This is a genomic window from Vibrio rumoiensis 1S-45, from assembly GCF_000286955.2.
Lineage (GTDB): Bacteria > Pseudomonadota > Gammaproteobacteria > Enterobacterales > Vibrionaceae > Vibrio > Vibrio rumoiensis_A.
In genome coordinates this window covers 29220-56156 of sequence record NZ_AJYK02000024.1, presented here as the reverse complement: position 1 = coordinate 56156, position 26937 = coordinate 29220, and the positions used below count along the sequence as shown (strand labels likewise).

Annotated in this window: 22 protein-coding genes; 15 read left to right on the top strand and 7 right to left on the bottom strand. The window is 40.2% G+C overall.

What is annotated here, in order from left to right; translation table 11 throughout:
• The first annotated feature begins 877 nt into the window (after positions 1 to 877).
• The 10 genes from A1QC_RS03475 to A1QC_RS03430 all read left to right on the top strand — a co-directional run bounded on the left by A1QC_RS03475 (position 878) and on the right by A1QC_RS03430 (position 14205).
• Positions 878 to 2101 carry an AAA family ATPase gene (locus A1QC_RS03475; protein WP_017025482.1) on the top strand — a complete coding sequence of 408 codons (1224 nt, stop codon included), beginning with the start codon at positions 878 to 880 and terminating at the stop codon, positions 2099 to 2101.
• A complete protein-coding gene (locus A1QC_RS03470; protein WP_017025481.1) occupies positions 2101 to 3078 on the top strand; it encodes a ParB/RepB/Spo0J family partition protein in 978 nt (325 codons plus the stop codon). The genes A1QC_RS03475 and A1QC_RS03470 overlap by 1 nt, the downstream gene beginning before the upstream one ends.
• Before the next feature lie 124 nt (positions 3079 to 3202).
• Entirely contained in the window at positions 3203 to 5299 is a 2097-nt protein-coding gene (locus tag A1QC_RS03465) for a GNAT family N-acetyltransferase (protein ID WP_017025480.1), read from the top strand.
• 214 nt (positions 5300 to 5513) lie between these two features.
• Positions 5514 to 6158 carry a pyridoxamine 5'-phosphate oxidase gene (gene pdxH / locus A1QC_RS03460; protein WP_017025479.1) on the top strand — a complete coding sequence of 215 codons (645 nt, stop codon included), beginning with the start codon at positions 5514 to 5516 and terminating at the stop codon, positions 6156 to 6158.
• A 276-nt stretch (positions 6159 to 6434) separates the two neighbouring features.
• Complete coding sequence (locus A1QC_RS03455; protein ID WP_017025478.1) at positions 6435 to 7226, top strand: helix-turn-helix transcriptional regulator; 792 nt, start codon at positions 6435 to 6437, stop codon at positions 7224 to 7226.
• 166 nt (positions 7227 to 7392) lie between these two features.
• Positions 7393 to 10551 (top strand): bifunctional proline dehydrogenase/L-glutamate gamma-semialdehyde dehydrogenase PutA, encoded by a 3159-nt coding sequence (gene putA, locus A1QC_RS03450; protein ID WP_017025477.1) that lies wholly within the window; start codon positions 7393 to 7395, stop codon positions 10549 to 10551.
• Positions 10552 to 10562: 11 nt separating this feature from the next.
• A complete protein-coding gene (locus A1QC_RS03445; protein WP_017025476.1) occupies positions 10563 to 11276 on the top strand; it encodes an aldehyde dehydrogenase family protein in 714 nt (237 codons plus the stop codon).
• A 102-nt stretch (positions 11277 to 11378) separates the two neighbouring features.
• Positions 11379 to 12872: a sodium/proline symporter PutP gene (gene putP / locus A1QC_RS03440; RefSeq protein ID WP_017025475.1), complete on the top strand. Its 1494-nt coding sequence runs from the start codon at positions 11379 to 11381 to the stop codon at positions 12870 to 12872.
• Positions 12873 to 13254: 382 nt separating this feature from the next.
• On the top strand, positions 13255 to 13464 hold the full coding sequence (gene cspE, locus A1QC_RS03435) for a transcription antiterminator/RNA stability regulator CspE (protein ID WP_017025474.1): 210 nt from the start codon (positions 13255 to 13257) through the stop codon (positions 13462 to 13464).
• A gap of 78 nt (positions 13465 to 13542) precedes the next feature.
• The gene (locus A1QC_RS03430; RefSeq protein WP_017025473.1) at positions 13543 to 14205 is read left to right on the top strand and encodes a Qnr family pentapeptide repeat protein; all 663 of its coding nucleotides are present in this window, start codon (positions 13543 to 13545) and stop codon (positions 14203 to 14205) included.
• Between the two features lie 7 nt (positions 14206 to 14212).
• On the opposite strand, the gene A1QC_RS03425 is transcribed toward A1QC_RS03430, so the two are convergent.
• The gene (locus tag A1QC_RS03425; RefSeq protein ID WP_017025472.1) at positions 14213 to 15697 is read right to left on the bottom strand and encodes a GGDEF domain-containing protein; all 1485 of its coding nucleotides are present in this window, start codon (positions 15695 to 15697) and stop codon (positions 14213 to 14215) included.
• A 405-nt stretch (positions 15698 to 16102) separates the two neighbouring features.
• On the opposite strand from A1QC_RS03425, the gene A1QC_RS03420 reads away from it, so the two are divergent.
• From A1QC_RS03420 to A1QC_RS03405, 4 genes are all read left to right on the top strand, one after another.
• The gene (locus A1QC_RS03420) at positions 16103 to 16447 is read left to right on the top strand and encodes a YajD family HNH nuclease (protein ID WP_017025471.1); all 345 of its coding nucleotides are present in this window, start codon (positions 16103 to 16105) and stop codon (positions 16445 to 16447) included.
• A 15-nt stretch (positions 16448 to 16462) separates the two neighbouring features.
• Positions 16463 to 17170, top strand: a complete 708-nt coding sequence (locus A1QC_RS03415) for an AraC family transcriptional regulator (RefSeq protein ID WP_017025470.1) — start codon at positions 16463 to 16465, stop codon at positions 17168 to 17170.
• Positions 17171 to 17275: 105 nt separating this feature from the next.
• Positions 17276 to 18193, top strand: coding sequence for a DMT family transporter (locus tag A1QC_RS03410; protein WP_017025469.1), 918 nt, complete (start codon positions 17276 to 17278; stop codon positions 18191 to 18193).
• 63 nt (positions 18194 to 18256) lie between these two features.
• Positions 18257 to 18883 (top strand): LysE family translocator, encoded by a 627-nt coding sequence (locus tag A1QC_RS03405; protein WP_017025468.1) that lies wholly within the window; start codon positions 18257 to 18259, stop codon positions 18881 to 18883.
• A gap of 92 nt (positions 18884 to 18975) precedes the next feature.
• On the opposite strand, the gene hpf is transcribed toward A1QC_RS03405, so the two are convergent.
• The 6 genes from hpf to A1QC_RS03375 form a co-directional block, all read right to left on the bottom strand.
• A complete protein-coding gene (gene hpf / locus A1QC_RS03400) occupies positions 18976 to 19335 on the bottom strand; it encodes a ribosome hibernation-promoting factor, HPF/YfiA family (RefSeq protein ID WP_017025467.1) in 360 nt (119 codons plus the stop codon).
• 203 nt (positions 19336 to 19538) lie between these two features.
• Entirely contained in the window at positions 19539 to 20096 is a 558-nt protein-coding gene (locus A1QC_RS03395; RefSeq protein WP_017025466.1) for a peptide-methionine (S)-S-oxide reductase, read from the bottom strand.
• 163 nt (positions 20097 to 20259) lie between these two features.
• Positions 20260 to 21105, bottom strand: coding sequence for an ABC transporter permease subunit (locus A1QC_RS03390; protein WP_017025465.1), 846 nt, complete (start codon positions 21103 to 21105; stop codon positions 20260 to 20262).
• A gap of 33 nt (positions 21106 to 21138) precedes the next feature.
• The gene (locus A1QC_RS03385; RefSeq protein WP_017025464.1) at positions 21139 to 22050 is read right to left on the bottom strand and encodes an ABC transporter permease subunit; all 912 of its coding nucleotides are present in this window, start codon (positions 22048 to 22050) and stop codon (positions 21139 to 21141) included.
• A gap of 60 nt (positions 22051 to 22110) precedes the next feature.
• A complete protein-coding gene (gene potA, locus A1QC_RS03380; RefSeq protein ID WP_017025463.1) occupies positions 22111 to 23262 on the bottom strand; it encodes a polyamine ABC transporter ATP-binding protein in 1152 nt (383 codons plus the stop codon).
• Between the two features lie 103 nt (positions 23263 to 23365).
• The gene (locus A1QC_RS03375) at positions 23366 to 24490 is read right to left on the bottom strand and encodes a polyamine ABC transporter substrate-binding protein (protein ID WP_017025462.1); all 1125 of its coding nucleotides are present in this window, start codon (positions 24488 to 24490) and stop codon (positions 23366 to 23368) included.
• 607 nt (positions 24491 to 25097) lie between these two features.
• Here A1QC_RS03375 and A1QC_RS03370 point away from each other — a divergent pair.
• The gene (locus A1QC_RS03370; RefSeq protein WP_017025461.1) at positions 25098 to 26783 is read left to right on the top strand and encodes a diacylglycerol kinase family protein; all 1686 of its coding nucleotides are present in this window, start codon (positions 25098 to 25100) and stop codon (positions 26781 to 26783) included.
• Positions 26784 to 26937 lie beyond the last annotated feature (154 nt).

The window sequence follows — 26937 nt, the reverse complement described above, 5'->3', positions numbered from 1 at the left end:
TTATGAAGCATGATCAAGGGGCTAGGCATAAATTGAATGATTATGTAGGTATTTTTGTATTCAACAGTGTCGATTCAAATGACATCAGATGTAATCTAGACAAGGGATTCCATGCTTCCAGAGGGTTATTTCTCTTGATCATTGATCCGTATTTCGATCCAACTGTTATCCCTATGCATATTTACAGTCTTATCTTGATCATGTTTCCAGTTAAAGTCATTCATTGCATTGGAAACATGATCAAGGGTATATGTATAAAATATCTATAATTTTCATAATTATTGCTGCTTTACTGTGATGTATTGTTCGATAAGAATGTTGGAATATAGTAAATTTATGGTGATTAGTGACGCTATGAGGTTATCTTAAGTCACTTTATATAGAGGAATAACGGGCCTATTTATACCTGTTCAATGTTTAACGTACGATGGTGAGTGATATTTTGAGCTAAGGTTATACCTGATTAAGCGATAAGATATATTTTGTTGTATTTTAATGGCATCAATTTTCCATGCATTCTCTTTATCATATTGCCAAACCCTCCTCCCCTCCCTCTTTTCTAAATGTTTTTATGGTCATTCTTTGTTTTTTGTATTGAAATGACAATGCCCGTAAATTCTATGGGTTTTGTAATCGTTCCGTTGATTATGACTATTTACATTGTAAATTGGTGACACCGTAACACTTTAAAAGTTTTAAGTTTACAAGGTAAATCAGTTAAGAAAAATGGACTATAAATAGACTTTTTTATTGTTATTGCCAATAAATGACAATTTAGCTTTAAAATACTCATTATATTATATGTTCAGCAAATTATTGTATTTAATGTCTTTTGGTGTACACTGTTTGACATTAGTTAAGTTGATTGGAAGAACTTATGAAAAGAGAACAAACGATTAAAAATCTGGAACGTTTAGCTGAATTAACCAAACAGGTTCAAGCTGATCGTATTGAGATTGTATTAGAAGAACGTAGGGAAGAACATTTCCCTCCAATGTCGAAGGCATTAATGGAAACTCGTTCTGGTTTAACTCGACGTAAACTTGATGAAGCGATTGCAAAAATGGAAGCGGCTGGTCACCAATTTACTAAAAATAACGCTAACCATTATTCGATCACTTTAAGTGAAGCCCATCAATTAATGGATGCAGCTGGCGTTGATATGTTCTATCAACGTAAAAAAAATCAATGCAATAAGCCTTGGATTGTTAATGTACAAAACCAAAAGGGTGGTACAGGAAAATCAATGTCGGCGGTGCATATTGCTGCTTGTTTGGCTTTGAATCTAGATAAACGTTACCGAATTTGCCTTATTGATTTAGATCCACAAGGTTCGCTACGTTTGTTCTTGAACCCACAAATTAGCACTGAAGACCGTGAAGAAATTTATTCTGCAGTTGACGTAATGCTGGATAACGTTCCTGAAGATGTCGAGATTGATAGCGAGTTTTTACGTAATAATGTTTTATTGCCTACGCAATATCCTAATTTAAAAACCATCTCTGCTTTTCCTGAAGATGCTATGTTTAATGCAGAAGCTTGGCAACATTTATCACAAAATCAATCTTTAGATATCGTTAAGCTATTAAAAGAGAAGTTGATTGATAAAATTGCCGATGACTTTGACATTATTATGATGGATACCGGTCCACACGTTGATCCGCTTGTTTGGAATGCGATGTACGCATCAAATGCGTTATTGATCCCTTGCGCAGCTAAACGTTTAGATTGGGCTTCGACAGTAAACTTCTTTCAGCACCTTCCAACGGTTTACGATATGTTTCCTGGTGACTGGCATGGGCTTGAATTTGTCCGTTTGATGCCAACTATGTTTGAAGATGACAATAAGAAGCAAGTGTCGGTATTAACGGAAATGAACTATTTACTTGCTGAACAAGTGATGATGGCAACCATCCCGCGTAGTCGTGCATTTGAAACTTGTGCAGACACATACAGCACGGTGTTTGATTTAACGGCAAGTGACTTCGAAGGTGGTAAAAAAACATTAGCCGTCGCGCAAGATGCAATACAAAAAAGTGCCCTAGAATTGGAACGTGTGATGCACAGCCATTGGGCTTCACTTAATCAGGAGAGTAACTAATGGCGATCAAAACTTCTGACTTAAACGCAAAATTGTTTGGTAAAGCAAATAAGCGTCGTGCAACTTCACCTGTGGAAGCACAAGCGGCAGCAAAAGATAAAGCGCAAGTTATTGAGCTTGCGATAGCGGGGCAAGATTTAGTCGCTTTTGAGCTAATCTCGGTTCCTGCCAACGAGATTGAGCAGCAAACGGTTGTGTTTGCCGAAAACTCGCGTGAACAATCGTTTCTTAACGAGCATGCACTGTCTGATATTCTCGTAACATTAAAAGAACGTGGTCAACAATACCCTGCTGTTGGTCGCCGTAATGTTAATGGAAAAATAGAAGTGTTAGACGGTAGCCGCCGTCGTATGTCATGTATTTTGGCGCAAAAAGATTTTTTAATATATGTTGCGGAAAATATAGAGACAGAACACGCTAAGTTTTTATCCGACGTTGCTAATGCCCACAAACCTTTATCGCTTTATGAGCGTGGGCGTGAGATGCAGCTTAAATTAGATTCTGGTGAGGCTGCCGATCAAAAAGCTTTAGCGCAGATCTTCCAATGCAGTGAAGCTTTGGTGAGTGGGGCATTAAAAGCAGCTGCATTACCTCTAGAATTATTACAAGCGTATCCTAACGTTAGTGATGTTGGTCGACCAACGATTGTGAAACTGCACAAGCTTTATCATTCATTGCCACAAAAATCCCAAGAACAGTTATTGAATAAATGTCAGTCGGGACATGGAGCCGTGTGGAAAAACTCTCAATCTCACGGCGTTGCTCGTTTAACTAAAGAAGTATCGAGCCAGCTAGAAGATTGGATTGAAGAGTTAGCACCGACTCAAAAAGAACCAGCAAGTAAGAAGGTTGAGTTGGTGAAAGGGCGTGTTAGTTATAACCGAAAAGGCAATAATTTATCGCTTTCTTTGAAGAAAATTGATGATGAAGTAATGGCTGAGATTCTGGCATTTGTAGAAACTAAGCTGCAGTCTTGATTTACTGAATAGTTGTTTGTCTCAACTTTTCAATAACGCTATACGTATAAGCCGCCAGCAATGTGCGGCTTTTTTTGTGCCTGTGATATGCTTGGCTTATTATTTTCAAACGGCCTAATTATCTATGTCTGCTTTAGATTATTTAAATCAGTTAACTAAAAAACTCTCTTCAATACGCCATCGCTCTGGCGTGGTGCTTAATCTAAATGAAGAGGAGCAATCATTATTATTAGACCGTTATATAGAGTCACAACAATTCACCGCACAACAAGTCGCTGCTTTAGGCAGTACGGTTAAGTTTAAGAACAATGGTCTTGTGTTGAACTACAACCAAGGGCAGCAGCTTCTTGGACGAGAAGTTTCAATGTTAGTTGTTGATTGCCATGATGGATTTGATGCCAACAGTTTTACTGCCGCATTGGGGGCTTTAATTGGCGGTGGCCTTGTGTTTATCATCAACTTTGAAGCTTTACCTGATTCAAATAGCAAAGTTTGGCTAGATAAACACTTGCAATCATGGACTCGAATTGATGATGTTCACTCTGTATGCGAGATATTATCAGCGTTCGAATTCTCAGCAGACACTCATTTTTCATTTGATGAGGCGACTGACGATCAAGTAAATGCGATTAATTCGATTAAGCGTGTTTTGTCTGGGCATCGTAAACGACCTTTAGTGATTAATGCTAATCGTGGCCGTGGCAAAACGGCATCCCTTGGTATGGCTGCCATTGAATTGATGGTAGAAAAACGCTGTCACATTATTGTTACCGCTCCAGCACGAAAATCCATTGAGCCGATGTTCACTCACATAGCGTCGAAATTTCCTCAACTTTCTTCATCACTGCATTGGGTTAAACAAAATAAATCCGATTGGCAACTTTCGAATGGCTCTACTCTTTCTTTTATGGCACCTGACGATCTATTATTAAATCGTCCAAATGCCGATTTATTGTTGGTCGATGAAGCCGCTGCATTACCGCTTTCTAGTTTGCAAGCGATGGTTTCTCTTTATCACCGTTGTGTTTTTAGTACCACGATCCATGGTTATGAAGGCTGTGGTAGAGGATTTACTCTCAAATTTATGGCTTGGTTAGACGAGCATCGACCAGGTTGGAAACAAATTGAGTTGACGCAGCCTATTCGCTGGAATGAACATGATCCATTAGAGCTTTGGTTGTTTAATACCTTTTTGTTAGATGCTGATAAGGAAGTCGCGAGTCTGTCTTGTTTGGTGAACCCTGAAGATGTGGAACTGGTCTCTGTACAAAAGCATGAGTTACTCGCCAATCCTAATTTATTTCACGACATTTTTGGATTGTTGGTTAATGCTCATTATCAAACCTCCCCGAATGACCTAACTCAAGTACTAGATGACGAAACGATTGATGTCATTCAGATTCAGTCTCAAGGCATTATGGTTGGTTGTTTATTATTGAATTTTGAAGGTGGGTTAGATGATCAAACCATCATGGATATTCAGCTTGGAAAAAGAAGACCAAAAGGGCAACTTGCTGCCAGTTATTTAGCCAATCATTTAGCTTTATCTGAACCTGCTCAGCAGCACTCTGCCAGAGTGATGCGAATTGCTATCTCTCCGAGTTATCAAGGGCAGGGGATTGGCTCAAAGACATTACATTTATTAAAAGCGCATCTTAATAAAAAAGTGGATTTTATTTCGGTTAGCTTTGGTGCTACATCCGATCTCGTTAATTTCTGGGGGGATGCGTTCCAAACAGTCAGTCTCGGCACTAAGCGTGATACCGCCAGTGGCTGCTATTCTGTTTTTATGGTGTGTGGGTTGTCCGAGGTATCATCAGAATGGGTTGAACAAGCCTCGAATGCTTTCATTTCAAATTTACAAATATCCTTACCTTTCCTTTATCCTCATTTTGACAGCCAATGTTTATTGTCGATATGTCGAACTTTAAATAGAGCTAATAATGTCGATAAATCTGTCGAGATGCCAATCTTAGTTGCCCACTATGCCCGTGGCGGTAACAGCTATGAATCGGTATTAGGGGCGTTGTATGTTTACCTTTGGAATCTGCTGATACATGCAGATGTTCAAATCAGTGAGAACACTCCTTGTGTTTTAGAAAAGGTTCTGTTCAATAAAAGCTGGCATGAAGTCTCGCATAAGTACAATTTGAACGGTCGTAAAGAAACGGAACTTTATATTCGTCAGTTTTTACTTTCTAAATTAGATGGTATTAGATAATCGATTTACACTGTAAATTGGTTCTCTTTACTCCATATACCTAAGTAACTTCAGAGTGCTGAACATAACACCTTGACGTTATTTGGCTATAAGCCAGTTAGATTTACAGTGTAAATTGGCTCTAGCATAAAATATCTAAGCCAAAAAAGAATATGACTTGTCTTGTGAAATGGATAAGCGCAAAATTAATGAAACGTAATTAGGGAATTGTAGAATGAAACTTTCAGATATTCGCCGTGAATATTCATTAAATGGACTTAAACGTTCAGAGCTTGTCGCTAACCCAATAGAGCAATTTAATCTATGGTTAGAACAAGCGATTCAAGCTGGTTTAGCCGATCCTACCGCTATGACAGTAGCTACTGTCGATGAGCACGGTCAACCATTTCAACGCATCGTGTTATTAAAAAATGTGGATGATAGTGGCTTTGTTTTTTATACCAACCTTGGCAGCCGCAAAGCTCAACACTTACAACACAACAATAAAATCAGTTTACATTTCCCATGGCACACTTTAGAGCGACAAGTGCATGTCACCGGCACGGTCGAGAAATTATCGGCAATGGAAAATATGAAATACTTCACTTCACGACCTAAAGAAAGCCAACTGGCTGCTTGGGCGAGCAAACAAAGTAACCGCATCTCAGCTCGTAGCATTTTGGAAGGAAAGTATATGGAATTAAAAGCCAAGTTTGCAGAAGGTGAGATTCCAGTACCGACTTTTTGGGGTGGGTATCGTATCAAAGTTGAAAGCATCGAATTTTGGCAGGGTGGGGAGCATCGTTTGCACGATCGCTTTATATACGTTAAATCAGAAAATTCTGAGGAAGATTGGGACATTTCCCGACTAGCACCGTAGCTGAATAAAGTTAAACTAATACCTGAGTTACGGATAATTGGCTTAGTGTTGATATTAATGTCACCCCATTTAATTCGATCACTACTACCAATAGTCAATTATTCGTAACTCGCCAAATCCTCTATTGACTCAGTTCTTTATACTCTTCTTTTATTGAAATGACTTCTTCCGTAATTTAATACTACTTGATCATCGTTCTGGAAGAATGATCAAGTGACCGACGTTGTCTATACTGATAATCTAAGTAAAGATATCCAAAGGACTGTGAACCAACCTATGATTAAATCTGTCGACTTTCATCACTATCCTCCTAAGCCTGCTCAAGTCATTACTTTGCCAAGTTATATGAATAGGCATCACCATGACTATACCCAAATCGTCATCGGTTTAACGGGGCGTGCTGAATTTGACGTAGAAGGTGAGGTGAATCTTATTGGCCCAGGGCAAGGCTGTATCGTAAGAGCGTCATCCGAACACAGTTTTGGTGGTATTGGCACATCCGATATTTTGGTTTTGAATTTTCTTAATTGGCGCGAACAAGATTCTCAAGTATCCCATTTACTCGATGAGCTACTTGCAGAAGAAGTCTATTTTCAATTGGATTTTCAAATACAACAGCTAGTTAAAATGTTGGTTCAAGAAATCAAGTCAAGCCCTGATGATTTGTTGTTATGTCGAGCTTGTCAGGATACGATTATCGCATTACTACACCGACATATTAAAAAGTTTGAAGTATTTAAAAAGGGTAACCGTTTAAATATGGATTTACTGGATCGTTACATTCACCAACATTTGGCCAGTAAAATTACTGTATCGGATCTTGCTGCTTGTGTTTTTCTTGGTGAAAGCCAATTTCATTTAGTGTTCAAAGCGCAAGTGAATATGACGCCTCATCAGTATGTCCTTAATAAGCGAATTGAAGTGGCGAAGACGTTAATTAAAGAAGGCCAATATAGCTTAGGGCATATTTCTGAATTAATTGGTTTTTCTGATCAAAGTGTTTTTACGCATACATTTACCCGTTTAGTAGAGGTTTCTCCCTCTCAATATCGTAAGCAGCACCAATAATTTTTCTTTTCTTATTCTTTTAATAATATGTGATCATGTTGGATTTTTGTTATTAAAACGATTTTTAAACAAATGAAGCGGAGTTTCTATCAATTATAAATATGTATTTGCCACTACACTTTAAACAATATTCGTTATTGTTCCGATTTGTATGTGAGGAAGATGCATGTTTACAGCAACAGATGTGTTGAGTACGGAATTTAATCAACAGCCTTTGGCTCAGCTTTGGTCTTTAATTTCACCTTTGTATATGGTGGATGAATCCGTTTGGTTAAAACAACTATTGCCGCTGGCAACGCCAAGCCAAGATGAAAAACAGGCAATAGAGAACCAAACCAGTGATTTAATTAAAGCCATTCGTGCCGATAAAAAATCGGTTCAAATGATTGATGCCTTATTACTTGAATACAGTCTTGATACACATGAAGGTATTTTGCTGATGTGCTTAGCGGAAGCTTTAATGCGTATTCCTGATTCTGCTACCGCAGATGCATTGATTCGTGACAAGCTAAGCGTGGCGGATTGGAAATCCCACCTAAAGAACTCAGATTCTGTTTTTGTGAATGCGTCGACTTGGGGATTAATGCTAACCGGTAAAGTGGTTGGCTTAAAAGAATCTCAAGCGCAAAGCCCAACTCAAGGGTTAAATCGTTTAGTTAATAAGATGTCTGAGCCTGTGATACGTAAGGCGATGCATCAAGCCATGAAAATAATGGGGCATCAATTTGTGCTAGGTCGAAGCATCAAAGAAGCTCAGAAGAATGGCAAAAGCATGCGCGAGAAAGGCTATACCTATTCTTATGACATGCTCGGTGAAGCTGCATTAACCACTAAGGATGCGCAAAAGTATTTTGATGATTACTTAATGGCGATCACTGCGGTGGGGAATGATCACTTTGACCATTCTATTAGCCCGGCGCCATCGGTCTCAATTAAGCTTTCAGCTTTGCATCCACGATATGAAGTCGCCAATAAAGAACGAGTCCTTACACAGCTATATGCTTCTGTTGAGAAACTTATCACTCAAGCGAGACAAGTTGGTGTGGCGTTAACGATAGATGCAGAAGAAGCGGATCGGTTAGAACTGTCGTTAGAACTATTTGAAAAGCTGTATCGCAGTGAAGCGGTAAAAGGGTGGGGCAAGTTTGGTTTAGTGATCCAAGCCTATTCAAAACGAGCGTTGCCAGTTTTGGTTTGGCTAAATGCGCTAGCGAAAGAACAAGGCGATCTTATTCCTCTACGTTTAGTGAAAGGGGCGTATTGGGACAGTGAAATTAAATGGTCACAGCAAGCGGGTTACTCGAATTACCCAGTTTATACTCGCAAAGAATCTACCGATGTTGCTTATTTAGCTTGTGCACGTTTTTTATTAAGCGATCAAGTCCATGGCAATATATTCCCTCAATTTGCTAGCCACAACGCCCATACGGTGACCTCTATTGCGAATATGGCTTCTCATACGGATTATGAATTCCAACGTTTACATGGCATGGGAGATTCATTGTATGAACATGCAATGGTGAAGTTTGGTCAATCCGTTCGTATTTATGCACCTGTTGGTAGCCATAAAGATTTATTACCTTATCTCGTGCGTCGTTTATTGGAAAATGGTGCGAACAGTTCGTTTGTTCATCGCTTAGTTGATGCACGTTGTCCGATTGAAACCTTAAATCAGCACCCTGTTGATACGTTATTGGCACAAGCGCATTTCAATAACACCGCTATTCCACTGCCTCCACAAGTATTTCCTGAAAGAAAGAATGCTTATGGGGTCAATGTGGATATTCAGAGTGAAAATCAACCTTTTGAAGAGAAAGTGAATCAATGGCTTACGAAAACATGGCAAGCCGGTCCAATTATTAATGGTCAACGTTCTTACGAAAGCATGATCAAGGCTGATTCTGTGAGTAATGCACACATCGAACGCGTCTCTGCCCCTTATGATAGGAAGATCCAAGTTGGATCTGTGGTGTTTTCAACCCTTGATCATGTTTCCGAGGCAATTGAGGTGGCTCAAGCATGCTTCCATGAATGGAACAGGGCTGAATTTAGTGCTCGAGCCAGCAAATTAGACCGTTTGGCGGATCTTCTCGAAGATCATTTGGCGGAATTGGTCGCGCTTTGTCATAAAGAGGCGGGTAAAACGATTCACGATAGTATTGATGAAGTGAGAGAAGCCGTCGATTTTTGTCGATTCTACGCTAAGCAAGATTCAGTTTTTGATGTGAAATCAATGCTAGGGTTTGATGGTGTTGAGCGGTTGATTAGCCGAGAGGGGAGAGGGGTGTTTGTGTGCATCAGCCCTTGGAATTTCCCATTAGCGATATTCTTAGGTCAAATTACCGCCGCTCTTGTCAGTGGTAACACTGTGATTGCGAAACCGGCTGAGCAAACCAGTCTTATTGCTGCTCGCGCTGTAGAGCTCATGCTAGAGGCTGGTTTTCCTAGTGGCGCAATTCAATTACTTACAGGTAATGGTGCGTTAATTGGTCAAGCATTAACCTCGCATCCTGCGATCGCGGGGGTCGCCTTTACAGGATCAACACCAACTGCACAACGCATTAATCATACATTGGCGCTACGCGATGCCGAGCCGGTACCATTTATTGCCGAAACGGGTGGTCAAAATGCCATGATTGTTGATAGTACCGCGTTGCCTGAACAAGTTGTACGTGATGTATTGCGCTCAGCTTTTGCTTCGGCGGGACAGCGTTGCTCTGCACTTCGAGTGCTGTATGTTCAAGAAGATATTGCTGAGCGTATTATTGAATTAATCAAAGGCGGCATGAATGAGCTTTCAGTTGGATTGCCTTATTTGCATCGAACGGATGTTGGCCCTGTCATTGATTTAGCGGCAAAAGAAAAATTACTGGCGCATATTGATGAGATGAAAAAATCGCAGAAAATCATTAATCAATTGTCTTTAGAGGCTGAGTGTCAGGCTGGGGACTTTGTTCCACCAACAGCGATAGAAATTAATGATATCAGTGTGTTGAAGGAAGAGAAGTTTGGACCTATTTTGCACGTTATCCGTTTTAAAGCGAATGAGTTAGCGAAAGTCGTTCAAGACATCAATAAAACAGGCTTTGGATTAACGATGGGAATCCATAGCCGTAACGAAACGACTTATCGTTGGATTGAGAAACAAGCCCGGGTTGGTAATTGTTACATTAACCGTGACCAAGTAGGCGCTGTGGTTGGTGTTCAACCATTTGGTGGGCAAGGGTTATCGGGTACCGGGCCAAAGGCAGGTGGACCACATTACCTCTATCGTTTTTCTCAAGTGAATCTTTCTGCTACTCATGCAGCGCAGCCAACAGCCTAGGAGGGTATTGTATGCAACCTATTACACGTTTTTCTGAAGTGACGGTTTTTGATGCAATGACGGCATGGGAGCAGTGGAATTTAACCGAATACACATTTAAAAGTGAGTGTTTACTATCCGTTTGGCGCAATTTGAGTCAGGAACAACCTGAATTAAGTTCGGTAATCAAGTATCATTTACTTCAAGCCGATGATTACTTAGCACAACCAAGGTTGATGCCGGGGCCTACTGGTGAAACCAATGAGTTGTATTGCGCAGGCCGGGGTGTTTGCGTATTGATCATAGAGAATGGCTCACCTTGGACAGCGGTATTTGCCATGCTAACGACAGCCTTAATTGCAGGTAATAGTGTGGTGATTTGCTGTGATGACTTGGATTTAAGTCGAGTGATCGAATCGGCAATATCGACGGTTCTGCCTGCTCATTTAGTGCAAATCGTGGCTTATGATTCTTATCAGGCTGTTATTAAATCCGATATTCGTGTTGCTGCTTTAGTTGGTAGCAACACAACTCAAATGTTAATTAACCGTTTACTCGCGGAAACGGAAGGCGTCATTGTGCCTTTTGTGGCGGAAACGTTTGATTCAACATTAGATGGGTATGGTCTTACTTTAGCGCATGACCCATCTTTGGTACTTAGGTTTATCACCGAACGCACTCGTACCATAAATATTACCGCAGTAGGTGGCAATGCCACGTTACTTGAATTAGGTAATCAGCACTAAGTGTTTGATGGCGTAGTCAGAATGTCTACACTTAGAATTAACACCAAATGAAACAAAAATAACCCTCCGGGATAGGAGGGTCATAATTAAAAAGGGCTTATTATGATTGAGAATAGCTTTGCTATTACCAGCACATTTATTGCGTACCTAGTATTGATGCTTGCTATTGGCTACTACGCATACAAACGCCCTTCCAGTTCTACCGATTATTTTCTAGGGGGGCGTACACTTGGTCCATGGCCGGCTGCTTTATCGGCAGGGGCTTCTGATATGAGTGGGTGGTTATTACTTGGGGTTCCAGGTTATGCCTACGCTGCGGGCTTAGAGGCAACATGGATTTGTGGCGGTCTTTTAGTCGGTACTTGGCTGAACTGGCTAGTGAGTGCTAAACGTTTACGTACATACAGTATTACAACCGATGCCATTACTATTCCTGATTTCTTAGCAAAACGATTTCTTGATAAATCTAAGTTGATTCAGACCATTTCAGCATTCTTCATTTTGTTATTCTTCTTGTTTTATACCAGTTCTGGTTTGGTTGCCGGTGGTAAATTATTTGAAACTGTATTCGGGCTTGATTACAAAATTGCGGTAGTGATAGGAACAGTTTGCGTTATTTCATATACCATATTTGGTGGCTTCCTTGCCGTCGCATGGACCGATTTAGTGCAAGGTTTGTTGATGTCAGCTGCGCTACTTATTGTGCCAATTGCTGCAATGAATGGTGGTTTTGCGCAAGTGGATATCGACATTACTAATATTAATCCTGAACTAATGAATATGTGGACCAATGCCAAAGGTGAGCCTATGACGGCTATTGCGATCATTTCGTTAGTGGCATGGGGTTTAGGTTATTTTGGTCAACCACATATTTTGGCGCGTTTTAAAGCAACCCGTAGCAATAAAGATTTGACTGCTGCTCGTCGTATTGCAGTGATTTGGACGGCTTTATCAATGGCTGGTGCCATTCTTGTTGGTTTAGTCGGTTTGATCTACGTCACAGGTCATCCAACACTTGAAGTGACTGATGGCGAGAAAATTTTCATGATTTTAGTGAATGCGGTTTTCCACCCAGTGATGGCTGGTATTTTGCTGGCGGCTATTTTAGCGGCGATCATGAGTACTGCGGATTCTCAGTTATTGGTTTCTTCATCAGCTTTAGCAGAAGACTTTTATAAGCAAGTGTTTAAGCAAGATGCAACACCGGAGCAAGTGGTTGTTGTTGGGCGTATTGCGGTCGTGGGTGTTTCTATGCTGGCCTTAATGCTGGCGATGAATCCAGAAAGCTCAGTATTAGGGCTAGTATCATACGCATGGGCTGGCTTTGGTGCCGCGTTTGGTCCTGCAATCGTCTTAAGCTTGTATTGGTCTAATATGAACCGTAATGGTGCATTAGCCGGTATTTTGGTTGGTGGTATCACTATTGTGATTTGGAAGCAGTTAACCGGTGGTATTTTTGATATTTATGAAATTGTACCTGGGGTCATTCTATCTACCATTTCTATCGTCGCGGTAAGTATGCTTACTGGTGGAGCGAGTGATGAATTGTCGAAACAACACCAAAAATACAAACGTCAATTAGTTGAATTAGATTAATTAATTTGATGTAAATATAAGCTGAAATAAGGCCTCCACACATTTGTGGAGGCCTTTACGTATAGGCGTCTAATTCGAACTTTATTATTGAAAATAAAGAGTTAGATAAAGTGTTTGAACCTATGAAAATAAATTAAACAACTTAGATCAAGTTTTTTAAAATATCCCTATACAACCGCGAAAAACCCGAGTATCTTTAAATCAGGCCTGAGATGGACCTATTTATTTGAAATTTGCTTTAGAAGTCTTCGCAACACCTGCTATACCAGTTAAGTGTCATGAAGTGTTTCCTTTAGAAGTATCCTCACTTAAGTAACTCTATTCCGGCTATAACACGCAACAAGCGTAATTGATTAGTAGAAAATATTTATAGGATTTACCCATGTCTAAGACAACTGGTACAGTTAAGTGGTTTAACGAAGAGAAAGGTTTCGGTTTCATCACTCAAGAGAATGGCGGTGCAGACGTATTCGTTCACTTCCGTGCTATCACTGGTGAAGGTTTCCGCACTCTAGCTGAAGGCCAAAAAGTTGCGTTTGAAGTTGAGCAAGGTCAAAAAGGCCCTCAAGCTGCAAACGTTGAAGTACTATAATTAAGTACTTATAAAGAATTAAAAAAAGCCGCACCTGTTGCGGCTTTTTTGTGCCAAAAATTTGTTTAAGAGTGAAATATGAGTAACCAAAACTCAAGACATAAGTATGTCGGTCATGATTTTTCTAACCAAGATCTCAGTGGGGAAGTTTTTCAAAATTGCCATTTTTATCAATGTGATTTTTCTCGAAGTGATTTAACAGATACAAAATTTATCGACTGTGTTTTTATTGAAAGTGGAGATGTGATGGGGTGTAACTTTGGTTATGCCAAGTTGAAAGATGCCAGCTTTCAAGGCTGTAATTTGAGTATGGCTAATTTTGATGGAGCCACTGCTTTTGGAATGGAAATGCGCCATTGTCACTTGAAAGGAGCGAGCTTCATTCGTACTCAGTTTGCCAATTTCATTACACATAATACTTATTTTTGCTCTGCTTTCATCACCAACTGCGACTTGTCTTATGCTAATTTAGAAAATCAAAAATTAGAAAAATGTGATTTGTTTGAAAACCGCTGGCGAGGGGCAAACTTGCAAGGTGTTACTTTTGAAGGCTCTGATCTCAGCCGAGGTGAATTTTCAGAAGAACACTGGCAGCAAGCTCGATTTCAGCAATGCAACTTGTCGCATGTAGAGTTAAATGGTTTAGATATCCGGGCTGTGAGCTTAAAAGGTGTCATGATTTGTCAATGGCAACAAGAACAATTACTAGAGAACCTTGGCATCATTACCGTCCCAGATTAATCAAGGTTTAGGTGTTGTCCTCGCTATTATTCTCTTTTTTATTTTTATAAAGCGCCATATCTGCGCGCTTATAAGTTTCATCAAAACTCTCATTTCCTTGTTGCTGGCTAATACCATAAGAAATTTTTACCATAATGCCATCTTGATTAATCGGTGTGTTGTCGATTTTATCTTTTAAGCTATGGGCGACTTTTTCCGCATCTACTTGTGGGGTATTAAATAAAACGACACAAAACTCATCGCCTCCCATTCGTATGCAAAGGTCATTCTTGCGGGTATTGTCCTTTAAGGTATCGGCAATGTGCTTGAGGGCTTCATCTCCAATGAGATGCCCATGATAATCATTAATATCTTTAAATTTATCCGCATCCAACACCACCAAAGTGAATGCGTTTTTATTATTTTCGGAATATTCTATTTCAGATAACACTTGATCAATGATTCTTCGGTTAAATATGCCGGTTAAATCATCCGTAATGGTTTGCGTGTGTAGGATATATTTTTCTTTTTTACTTTTTGCGATATTGAAATACAACAGGTTAAACAAGAATAATAATAGAGCAATAACCGGTAATTTATCCCATAAGCTATGTAAGATGAAGGCAGGTGGAATGGATAAATAAATGGTTGCCAGATTACTCACATGAAATTTTTTTCGAAATAAAACAGCGCTACTTGCTTGCTCTTTGTGAGTAAAGTAAAGAGGATCAGAGTCTTGATTAAAGTGAATGCTGACATTGGCGTACTTTTGAATAAGCGGGGGCAAATTATTTAAGGCTAAGAAATAATTTTTAGGGATATCAATTCCCATATCTCCGACATGTGATCCATTATGATACACCGGCGATACGATAGACATTACTTTTGCGCTATCAATGGCATCTCCATAAAAGTCGGTGATGTAAAAACCCTTTGTTTGTAATTGTTTCTTTGCAATATCTGGCGAACCGGCTTTTGAAAAATATCGACTTGGTTTAATCACATCTAAGCTTTGCGAGCTGGTTCTTCCTTGGGTGCGGTTTTTCATCGCATATATGAAATGATATTCATAGCTTGTATAAAATTGATCGGTACTGAGCAGTAACGGAGAACTTCGGCTCCAAGCTCTGTCTAAATATGGAAATAAGTAGTTTTTTTCTAATAATGATTGTGGCGGCTTGCCCATACCAAGAAGCGTACCATTTAATAAAATGTCTTTATGGATAGTATTGTTAAAACCGTATTCGTCGCGCTCAGGGTAATAATGAATAGGAACTTCAGTATCGTTAAAGGTTTTTGGCGGATTATTGAGCATATCTTGTAAGATATTTTTGTTCTCAATGGTTCGAGAGCCCAGTAAATTGACTGATTCTTTTACTGTGGAAATTAATTGTTGAACATCAACTTTTGACTGATTCCAAATGTTAAACGAGCTAGCCGAAAGTAAGATACAGATAATAATAATATTTAGGGTAACAGGGGAAATGAATGGCATATTAATTTTTGAGTTCATTGCTATTCCCAAATATTGCATGAGTTAAGTGAAGTCGTTGCTCTTAGAGCATAATACGCCTGATTTTTCCGCATACGCATACTAAAAAGGCAAATTTGATGAAAAATTAACATTGAAATCTAAGTTTACAGTGTAAATCATGAGGTTGAGTATGATAAATACTTGAACTCATCACGGATAGTTATATCAGCGGTATCAAGGTATCCATTTCTGATTAATGTATCGTTACTCTTAGCTTAGTAGCTTGAAAGGTGGCTACACTCCTGCACACATATTTTTGTCTAAAAAATTGGATGAGAGTTTGGCATTCTGTACTTGAACTTATCGGTTCATTTTGAAACAAATATGGTTTTTAATGTGCCTACCTTTTATTATGGTCCAATATTTATTTATTAGGAAAATAGCATGTCATCAGATTTTTATGGAACCAGTGCAGGTTATGCACGTAAAGAAAGTGGGTATCGTGAAAAAGCATTAAAAATTTACCCTTGGATATGTGGTAACTGCGCACGTGAATTTGTCTATTCAAATCTACGTGAATTAACCGTGCATCATAAAGATCATGATCATACGAATAATCCAGAAGATGGTAGTAATTGGGAATTACTGTGTCTTTATTGTCACGATCACGAACATTCAAAATACACCGATCATGATCGCTATGGCGCTGAAATCACCCCTGGGCAAGACGACCATGTTGCTGCTACGCATAATCCTTTTGCTAACTTGAAAGATTTACTGAAAAAGTAATCAATATGAACAATTATGATTAGAGATCGGTTATCCATTCGTTCTTACATCAGTCAATCGCGCCAACATAAGCATGACTATCACCAAATTGTACTGCCATTGCAAGGCGTGATTGAAATGCAAGTCGGAGAGTTTGATGGCAAAGTCAGTGTTGGCGATGCCATCGTTATTCACGCTGGTTTGAATCATGCTTTTTCTGCCAATGAAGCTGCACGTTTTTTAGTGGTAGATCTCAGTCAACTACCTTCGAGTTTGTGCCGTAGTCTAACTCCAAAGTTTTTATTATCTCCAGCGATTCTCGCTTATGTGCAGTTTTGCGGGTTGCAGTTAATGAGCAAAACCGATGCTCAATTAGAGAATGTGATGTGTTGCATGCTATTGCAACTGTTAGAGCAGCAAGGACCGCAGCTTAGAATCGATCCTCGTATTGTGAGTGTCGTCAGTGAAATACAGCAAGATATTAGTCAAAACTGGTCGGTTGAACGACTAGCAAAGTTGTCTTTTTTAAGCCCGACACAATTTAAAACCGTATTTAAGTCTAATTTAGGCCAAACTAGTCAACAGTTTGTGTTACAGCTTCGAATGGAAAAAGCCAAAGCGCTATTAACGCATACCGATCTTCCTGTGCAATTGATCGGAGAAAAAGTCGGTTTTTCCAACCCATCTGCATTTACTCGTCGTTTTAGCCAGTTTTTTGGCCAGTCTCCTAAATCATATCGATAATCATCACTTTAGTCATAAAGACCGTCTGATCAGCACATTTTATCTACCAATGATTCTTATACTGAAAACTCACTTGGGTAAAGTTATGGATTCGGAAGGTTAAAAATGCAAAGGATTGAAAATTTACGCTCACCTATTCGCTTTGAAACGGCTGCACCTTTGCTGTTTTTATTAATGTGGAGTAGCGGGGCGGTAATGGTAAAAATGGGTCTTATGGATGCCTCGCCTTGGACATTTTTATTCCTACGAGCAATGGCTACTTTCCTATTTTCCACCATTGTACTACTGGTGATTAAACCCAAATTAAAGTTTGAATTATTTCGCCATGATAAAGCGTCGATTATTGCGGTATTAAAAGTAGGTTTCTTTTTACAGTTTGCTTACCTGAGTACTTATATTTTGTCGATAGATGCCGGAATATCGCCAGGGTTGATTACCATGATACTAGGCTTTCAGCCGCTTATTACACCATTTCTTGCGAAAGAAAGTATGTCGAAACAAGGTTATGCTCTGTTAGCGCTTGGCTTTATCGGCTTATGTATCGCGGTTTTAGGTGCAAAAGGGATCGATGCTTCACATGTGATAGGTTTGTTGTTTGCTTTGTTGGCTTTAATGTCGTTAACCTTTGGCACCATCAAGCAAAAAGGCATCAATATGAATATTGAAAGCATGGTGGTCTACCAAAACTTATTCACTTTATTGCTATTTAGCGTGGTTGCCTTATGTACTGACTGGCAAGTTGAGTGGACAAATGAGCTCTTTATTTCATTATTTTGGATGAGTATTGTGGTCTCCGTTGGCGCTGTGATGTTGCTGCTTTATATGCTTAAGCGTGGCAGTGCCAGTCAAGTAAGTGTGTTGTTTTATTGCATACCTCTTTTGGCCATTATGTTTGATTATTTGATCTTTGGTGAACAGTTGAGTGGCATTACTATGGTTGGTATTGTCGTGGTGGTGATCGCTGTGTATTGTTTTCAAAAAGTAAAGCCAGTTCAAGCTGAGACTAATAAAAGCAAAAATTAACAATTGAATATAAGTTTATTTGATGTTTTTATATACAAAATATTGATGGGAAAGGAGTTTTCTATGGATTTGTGGCACGGATTAGTTTTAATTACCTCTATTCACTTACTGGCCGCCGCTTCGCCAGGGCCGGATTTTATACTGGTTTCGCAACAAACTATATCAAATGGTAAAAAAGCAGGTCTGTTGTGTAGTGTCGGTATTGCACTAGGTTTATCGATTCATATTCTTTATTCTGCGTTTGGTTTGGCGGCGATAATTGCCAACTCTGCCAATTTGCTCTGGGTGATCAAAGTACTCGGTGGCAGTTATTTAATTTATCTTGGTTGGCAGGGGTTAAAAGCGAAAGCGTCCAGCTCTGAGGAATCAGCGAAGCCACCAGCGGTTAAGCATTCTGCTAAGAAAATGATTGGTTTGGGGTTTTTATGTAATGCTTTGAACCCAAAAGCCCCGATTTATTTTGTGTCTCTTTTTACCTTGGTGCTATCGGCTGATATGCCAATGTATCAAATTGCCATTTATGGTACGTGGATAATGGTATTGCAGTTTGCGTGGTTTGCTTTGGTTGTCACACTGCTTTCACGGCCAAGAATCAACCAGAAGTTTAAGCAATGCGGGCATTGGATTGATCGCGTATTGGGCGGAGCAATGATTGCGTTAGGGGTTAAACTGATGATAACAAGAAGTTGATTTTCAGGGGAAGTGACCTCTAATAAAAAACCGAGCATTCAGAGCTCGGTTTTTTTATACCATCATAAAATAGTGAAATGGTCGCTATGGTATTAATCGACGAGTTTCATCTCTTGGATGATATCAGAAGCAATTTCTGGCTTGGTGCTGGTTGGGGTCGCGTGCAATTCTGCTTTCAGTTGCCCTTTGCGGTTTTTAAGCCCGGTTTCGAGTTTCTTCACAGCCGTGGCAATGGCTGGATACATCACTTTATCTTCAGATTTTGCTGAAATACGAACGCCTTCATAGTTGGTGAAGGTTTCAACGTGATGTTCGTTGTGCTGTTTTGTGATGATGATATCGCAGCTAATTAAGTCGGGGAAATGAGAAGATATTTTATTGAATTTTCCTTCAATTTCAGCTCGTGAGTCGTCGCTGATGGATACATGATGCGTTTGGATATTTATTTTCATACACAATACCTTCTGTTGAAAAGCCTTAAATAACAAGGCGAAATTCGGATTTGATATCCTAATGTTTAGACTGTTGAATCTTTAGTTTGTTTCATCAACACTAAACACTACCCCTCCAACCTATCAAACTTTTGCGTATTAGGCAAAGCGGTTCGTTGTAATCTTAAGTCTAGTTACAATTCTGATTTATTGTTATGTGATATCTAAAATTCTGACGTTTCTAGCTGAACTTTTTTACGGTTATCGACCCAAGAAGCATATTCCGACATTAACTTTCGTAATTTAGGGCTGATGATCGTTTGGCAAAACGGTTTATCAGGATTGCTATAAAAGTAATCTTGCATGCTTTGCTTGGAAGGTATGAAATTTCCCGCCATGAATGCTTGAGTGAGCAGAGTCGATTCAAACCTTTTTTTGAACTGGTGAAGTATCGTTTCAATCATAACCAAGTCATCTGCGTCATACGCATACACCGCGCTTGGATAACGACTGCGCAGTGCATGTTGATGGGTACTGCTGTGGGTATGAATATGAATGTCGATGATCACCTCAAGCGGAATGATGCTTGGATCGTATGTGATCAAAACAGCTTCATAAGTAGGTTCGTGATAAGACGGTTCATTGGAAGTATGTGAACCTGTGATAGTTGGGTCTTTTTTAGCGATCCAACCTTGGTTCACATGAGTAATACCTTTTAGTGACTGAAATATGGCCTCCATGCACCAATAACAACTTCCACTTAATGCCACTTGTTTGATCATGGAACACCTCTTTTGTTTGTCATCATTTATAAGACCTGATCAACATCGAATAGGTTTCATTTATAGAGCAGTATTGGAGTGAAAATTAAAAGAAAGCAAAAAGGGCATCACATGGATGCCCTTTAAGGTGGTTGTTTTAGTTGATGCTTGCGAGTGTTGGCGCTTATTGAGCGACCACAAACGCCTTCTTGCTTTGGTAAATCTCTTTCTTGCGGCGTTTTTCAGCTCTTGCCATCACAAACCAAGTTATGAAGGTGAAAAGCGATACACACAACAAAATGATACTGGCAATCGCATTGATCTCAGGTTTCACACCAAGACGAACGGAAGAGAAGATCTCCATCGGTAGGGTGGTGGCTCCAGGGCCAGAGACAAAGCTTGCCAACACTAAATCATCCAGTGAGAGGGCAAACGCCATCATGCCACCGGCAACCAGTGATGGCGTGATCATTGGTATGGTGATTTGAAAGAACACCTTCCAAGGTTTCGCTCCTAAATCCATTGCCGCTTCTTCCATGGAAATATCCAACTCACGCAAGCGGGAAGACACTAATATCGCCACATACGAACTGGTAAAAGTAGTGTGAGCGATCCAAATGGTCATCATACCGCGCTCGACTGGCCAACCGATGAGGTTGTTCATCGCAACAAATAGCAGCAACAAAGACAAACCTGTGATCACTTCTGGCATCACCAATGGCGCGGTGACCATGCCACCAAATAAGGTTTTACCATGAAAGCGTGGAATGCGCGTTAACACAAAAGCCGCCATAGTGCCTAAAGCCACCGCAGAAATGGCGGTGTAAAAGGCGATCTCTAATGAACGAAATACCGAGCCCATTAACTGAGTGTTTTGCCATAATGAGCCATACCATTGGGTTGACCATCCCCCCCACACCGTCACCAGTTTGGAAGCGTTAAATGAGTAAATCACCATGATGACCAGTGGCAAGTAAATGAAAACTAACCCTAGAACCAGCATCAAATTTGCAAAGCCAAAACGTTTCATTTCAGTTTTTCCTTAAAACGATTGTTGCTTGCTTTAACCTTCGAGCGCTTTGGCTTGAGTGCGATTAAAGAAAATAATTGGGATCATCAATACCACTAGCATGATCACCGCTAATGCGGCAGCAACAGGCCAATCACGGTTATTGAAGAACTCTTGCCATAACACTTTACCGATCATTAAGGTATCTGGGCCACCGAGTAATTCTGGGATCACAAATTCACCCACCACCGGAATAAACACCAACATACACCCTGCAATGATGCCGCTTTTCGACAGTGGCACTGTGATTTGCCAGAAAGTCGAGACATTACGGCAACCTAAGTCCGATGCGGCTTCTAGCAAGCTTTGATCGTGCTTTGCTAGGTTGGCGTACAGTGGCAACACCATAAACGGCAAATAGGAATATACGATCCCGATGTACACCGCTAAATCCGTATTGAGAATTTGCAAGGGTTCGTGAATCACCCCTAAATGCAATAAGAAGCCATTTAATAAGCCGTTATTGCTTAAAATCCCCATCCACGCATACACACGAATTAAAATCGCCGTCCACGTTGGCATCATGATCAAAAGTAACAAAATGGTCTGCGTTTCTTTGTTGGCTTTAGAAATCGCATAGGCCATTGGGTAGCCAATTAATAAGCAAGCTAAGGTGCTAATGAACGCCATTTTTAGCGAGCTGAGATAAGCCGCTAAATACAACGCATCATCACTCAACAATAGGTAGTTACCCATGTTAAGTAAGATGGTGATTTGTTCATCCGCCCAGCTGACTAATTCTGTGTATGGCGGTATCGCCACGTCTGCTTGTGAAAAACTTATCTTTAATACGATAACAAACGGCAGTAAAAAGAAAGTAAATAGCCAAAAGAACGGAATGCCAATGACTAACTTTCTGCCAATTTTTTTATCGATTTGCCATTTGTTGAATAGGCTTGTATTCATCGTAATGCCTTTAATGTAATGACTTTTTTGCTTAGGTTAATGCCTTGAGCGCATGAAGCGTTATTGCAATACCACGCCGCTGTCGTCTTCCCAGAATAAGTACACGTTATCTTCCCAAGTTGGGCGTTTACCATGACGTTCTGCGTTGGCAATAAAGGCCTGCACGATTTTTCCAGACGGCAATTGAATGTGATACACTGAATGCCCGCCTAAGTACGCAATGTCGTACACCACGCCCGTTGTCCAGTTGAAGTCAGGGTGAACTAAATCATTCGGCAGAGACGTACTCATCAAGAGCTTTTCAGGGCGCAATGCGTAGGTCACTTTTTTGTTCTCAGCTTGCGAGCTAATACCATGCCCGACATAAATCGGTTGCGATAAATCCACACACGCAATGGTGGCGTGATCTTGTTCATCTTCTACCAACATGCCATCAAATAAGTTCACGTTACCAATGAACTCACACACCAAACGGTTGACGGGTGTTTCGTAAATGTCCATCGGGCTACCGATTTGCTCAATGCACCCTAAATGCATGATGGCGACACGTTGCGCCATGGTCATCGCTTCTTCTTGATCATGGGTTACCATCACGCACGTTACGCCCACACGTTCAATGATCTCGACCAATTCTAATTGCATTTGTGAGCGCAGTTTTTTATCCAGTGCGCCCATTGGTTCGTCGAGCAATAACAATTTTGGGCGCTTGGCTAATGAGCGAGCCAAAGCCACACGCTGACGTTGACCCCCAGAAAGCTGGTGCGGTTTACGTTTCGCATATTGCGTCATGTGCACCAGTTTCAGCATTTCCTCTACGCGTGCTTTTATTTCTTCTTTTGGCAGTGAATCTTGCTTCAAGCCAAACGCGATGTTTTGTTCCACGCTCATGTGTGGGAATAATGCATACGACTGAAACATCATATTAATTGGGCGATCATAAGGCGCCATATCGGTAATATCGACGCCGTCCAAAATAATGCGACCTTCGGTTGGCTTTTCAAATCCAGCCAACATACGCAATAGGGTGGATTTACCCGATCCAGAGCCACCAAGCAAAGCAAAGATCTCGCCTTTATTAATGCTAAGTGAAACGTTATCGACGGCAATGGTGTCGTCAAACTGCTTACTGACACGATCAATCTTCACCAGTACTTCTTTTGGTTTCGATTGGCGCTCTAACGCTTTTTTATAGGCACTGGAGGTAATAACCATGCTATTAAATTCCTGTTACTTTTTATTCAAGAAAAAAGGCGTCCATAGTCGGACGCCTTATCAGCTGCTACCCAATATCACGGGTACACGCTTTAGTTAGGCTTTATCGACCGGTTTTGATCTTGGTCCAAGTCCGTGTCATGACACGTTGTACTTTGGCCGGAAGATCGCTAATCGTATAAATATTCTTTAATGTCGCGTCATCAGGGTAAATGCCTGAGTTATTGCGAATGTCTTCATTCACAAATGGTGTCGCGGCATGGTTACCGTTTGCTGCACTGACTTCATTGGTGATATTGGCAATCACTTCTGGTTTCATCAGGTAGTTCAAAAACGTGTGTGCGGCTTTCACATTTTTCGCATCGGCAGGAATAGCCATCATGTCGAAATAGCTGCCAGCCCCTTCTTTCGGGATCACGTATTCAATCTTGTTGCCATTGCTTGCTTCATTGGCGCGAGCTTGAGCAATAAACAAATCGTTTGAATAGCCCACAGCCACACAAATATCCCCATTCGCTAAATCTGAAATGTATTTAGACGAGTGGAAATAACTCACATTTGGACGAATAGACATGAACAGCGCTTCGGCTTGTTTAATGTCATCAGGCTTTTGCGAGCCTGTGTCTAATTGCAAATAATTCAACGCTGCTGGTAACATTTCAGTGGGTGAATCTAAGAATGAAACGCCACACGATTTTAGTTTTTCCATGTTTTCAGGTTTAAACACTAAATCCCATGAGTTCACTGGCGCGTCTTCACCTAAAACCTTCTTCACTTTATCTACGTTATAAGCAAAACCAATGGTGCCCCATAAATACGGCATCGCGTATAAATTACCTGGGTCACTTGGTGACAATGCATTTAACAATTCAGGGCTTAAGTTATTCCAGTTAGGCAGTTGAGTGCGATCTAACTTTTGAAATACGCCCGCGCGAATTTGTTTAGCTAAAAAGTTATTGGAAGGTACAACCACATCGTAGCCAGAACGACCTGCTAATAGTTTTGCTTCTAATACTTCATTGCTATCAAACACGTCATAAACCACTTTAATACCGGTTTCTTTTTCAAAATCAGAAATGGTATTCGGAGCGATGTAGCTACTCCAGTTATAAACGTGAAGCACTTGCGCATCTTGAGCGAATGTTTTTGTGGATGTAAATAATGCAGCAGACGTGAATACAGTAGTCACCGTCATTGATGCAGCTAACACAGCATTTTTAAAAGACATGTTAAAGTCCAAAATGGTGGATCGAATGATCCAAATGTATTGCCCACCAACCTAGCTTGTGGCCAGTCTTCCTTCTGATTGTCGCCATCGGGGTCTAACTGATTTGAGTCAGGTTGAATAAAAATTAATTTAATAATTGAAGATTCAATATGACGTTTTCTGAGTAGGGTGCATGAAGGGAATAGTCACCCGTACTCGTAGATTTGCAGCTTACGCCTATTGACCTTGCGTCAACGAAGGCTTGCACAATTCGGCTAATGCCGGTGCTTAAACTGGTACTTTCTTGCGAAGAACAAGGCGATAATAAATTGAAAATACAAATAGTAAATCAGAATAAATTTATGGTTTCGATAAATTTTTTTTGTAGAAAAAGTTTTTATTGTAGAGTGGTTTTTACATGAATATTTCATTGTATTGATATAGTTATGATGAATAACTGGCAAGGTGTAACGTATTAAAAAATAAAGTGTTGATCTTATGAATGCCAACGTATTTTATGTCCTAAGCTTAGTTAGAACTGATCCGTGGGTGTTGAAGTCTAGGTATCACACAGTCGATATGTTGTCGTGTTGGAACCGCTAATCGAAAGAATAAAGAAGGAGGCTCAATGATAGTGACAAAATACTACGTTGCAGGAAGTATTTTATTTTATGTGTTGGCATTACTTTGCCCCAACTTTTGGTTATCGATTCCATTAGCATGGATTGCGTTATCCCTTTCAGTCGTCAGTATTGCTTATTGGTGTAATTTTCCTCATTTATTTCGTAAAAGTCCCAATGGGGTGATCCCTAATGGCATTCAATTGGTGTTAGCGCCGTTTCTTATCGGTGTGCATTATTATAATTATTGGGCAAGAAAACACGATTCAGTCGCCCCTATTCAACGCATTGATCCGCAACTTTATTTAGCCAGGCGATTACTTCATAAAGATTTAGACGAATTACATGCTCAAGGCATTGGTAGCATTTTGGATATTACAGCTGAATTCAGAGGTCTTGAAAGTGGCAAAGCGATTCGAGAATTTCAGTATTTTAATTTACCGGTTTTAGACCACAAAGTGCCTTCAAAACGTAAATTATTAAAAGCATTAGATTGGATGGATGTGCAATTAGCCGATTCTAAAAAAGTGGTGGTGCATTGTGCATTAGGGCGTGGGCGGTCGGTGTTTGTTTTAGCCGCGTATTTGTTACGTAGGTACCCACAGTTGAGCATTGAAGATGTGATGGAAAAAATTCACTCCATTCGTAGTACAGCAAGTTTGAATAAGGAACAGATGGCCATGTTAACTACCTTAAATAAAGAAAAAGCGTTTACGAAAAAAAATGACACCACCAAAGAATCAAGTATTGAAAATCAGCCTAGTTTCTCAAAAACTAACACAGTTTGGATGATTGTGAATCCAGTATCAGGTGGTGGCAAATGGGGAATATACAAAGAAGAAATCTTGCAAAAAGTAAAAGAAAAATACCAAGTAGAACTTAGAGAAACCACTCCGGATATTTCAGCAACGCAATGGGCAAAAGAGGCGGTGGAAGCCAATGCATCATTCATTATTGCTGGTGGAGGTGATGGAACCGTAACAGAAGTGGCGAGCCAGATCGTTCATACTGATACCGTGTTAGGTATTTTGCCTCTAGGAACAGCCAATGCCCTTTGTCATGTTCTGTATGGTATTGAAAATAAAATCATTCCTGTAGAAACCGCTTGTGGCGCGATCTTAAATGGTGAAATTACACAAATTGATACTGCTTTATGTAATGACGATCTGATGTTGTTGGTGGCAGGAATTGGGTTTGAGCAACAAATGATCGAATATGCAGAGCGTGAAGAAAAAAATAATGACGGTCAGCTGGCGTATTTGAAGGGGTTATGGGGCGCGATTGCCAATAACGATACACTCCATATTAATATGAAATTAGATCAACATGATCCTGAATCGTTAGAAGTTAGTAGTTTAGTGATTGCCAACGCTGCGCCATTTACTACGCTCTTAGCGCAAGGTGGTGGCGAGCCGGATTTACAAGACGGCATCATGGATATTACTTACCTGCCAAGCCATGAAAGTGTGACTGGGCGTTTGTTGTCCTTGTCTGAATTGGCTTTATCTGGGTTATTACCTACCGCAGAGCCGATTGGTTTTATTCATAAACAAGCGAAAGAAGTGCAAGTATTTAGCGATCAGCCGTTTAAATATGTGATTGATGGTGAGTTGTATGAAACCAAAAAGTTGACCATTCGAGTTCAACCAAGATCGTTGAATGTGATGGTGCCGAGCTGGTTTAATGACCAATAATATGCTGGTGAAGTATCAATACTGTTGGATCTGCGGCAATTTGAAATAATAGTTGCCGTGAAAGCTTGAGGTTTCCTGATAATACTAACAATATGGTTATATCTTCCTTACTTGAAGCTGCAGTTTTTTGGCTACGTTCATTCACTCCATCGCT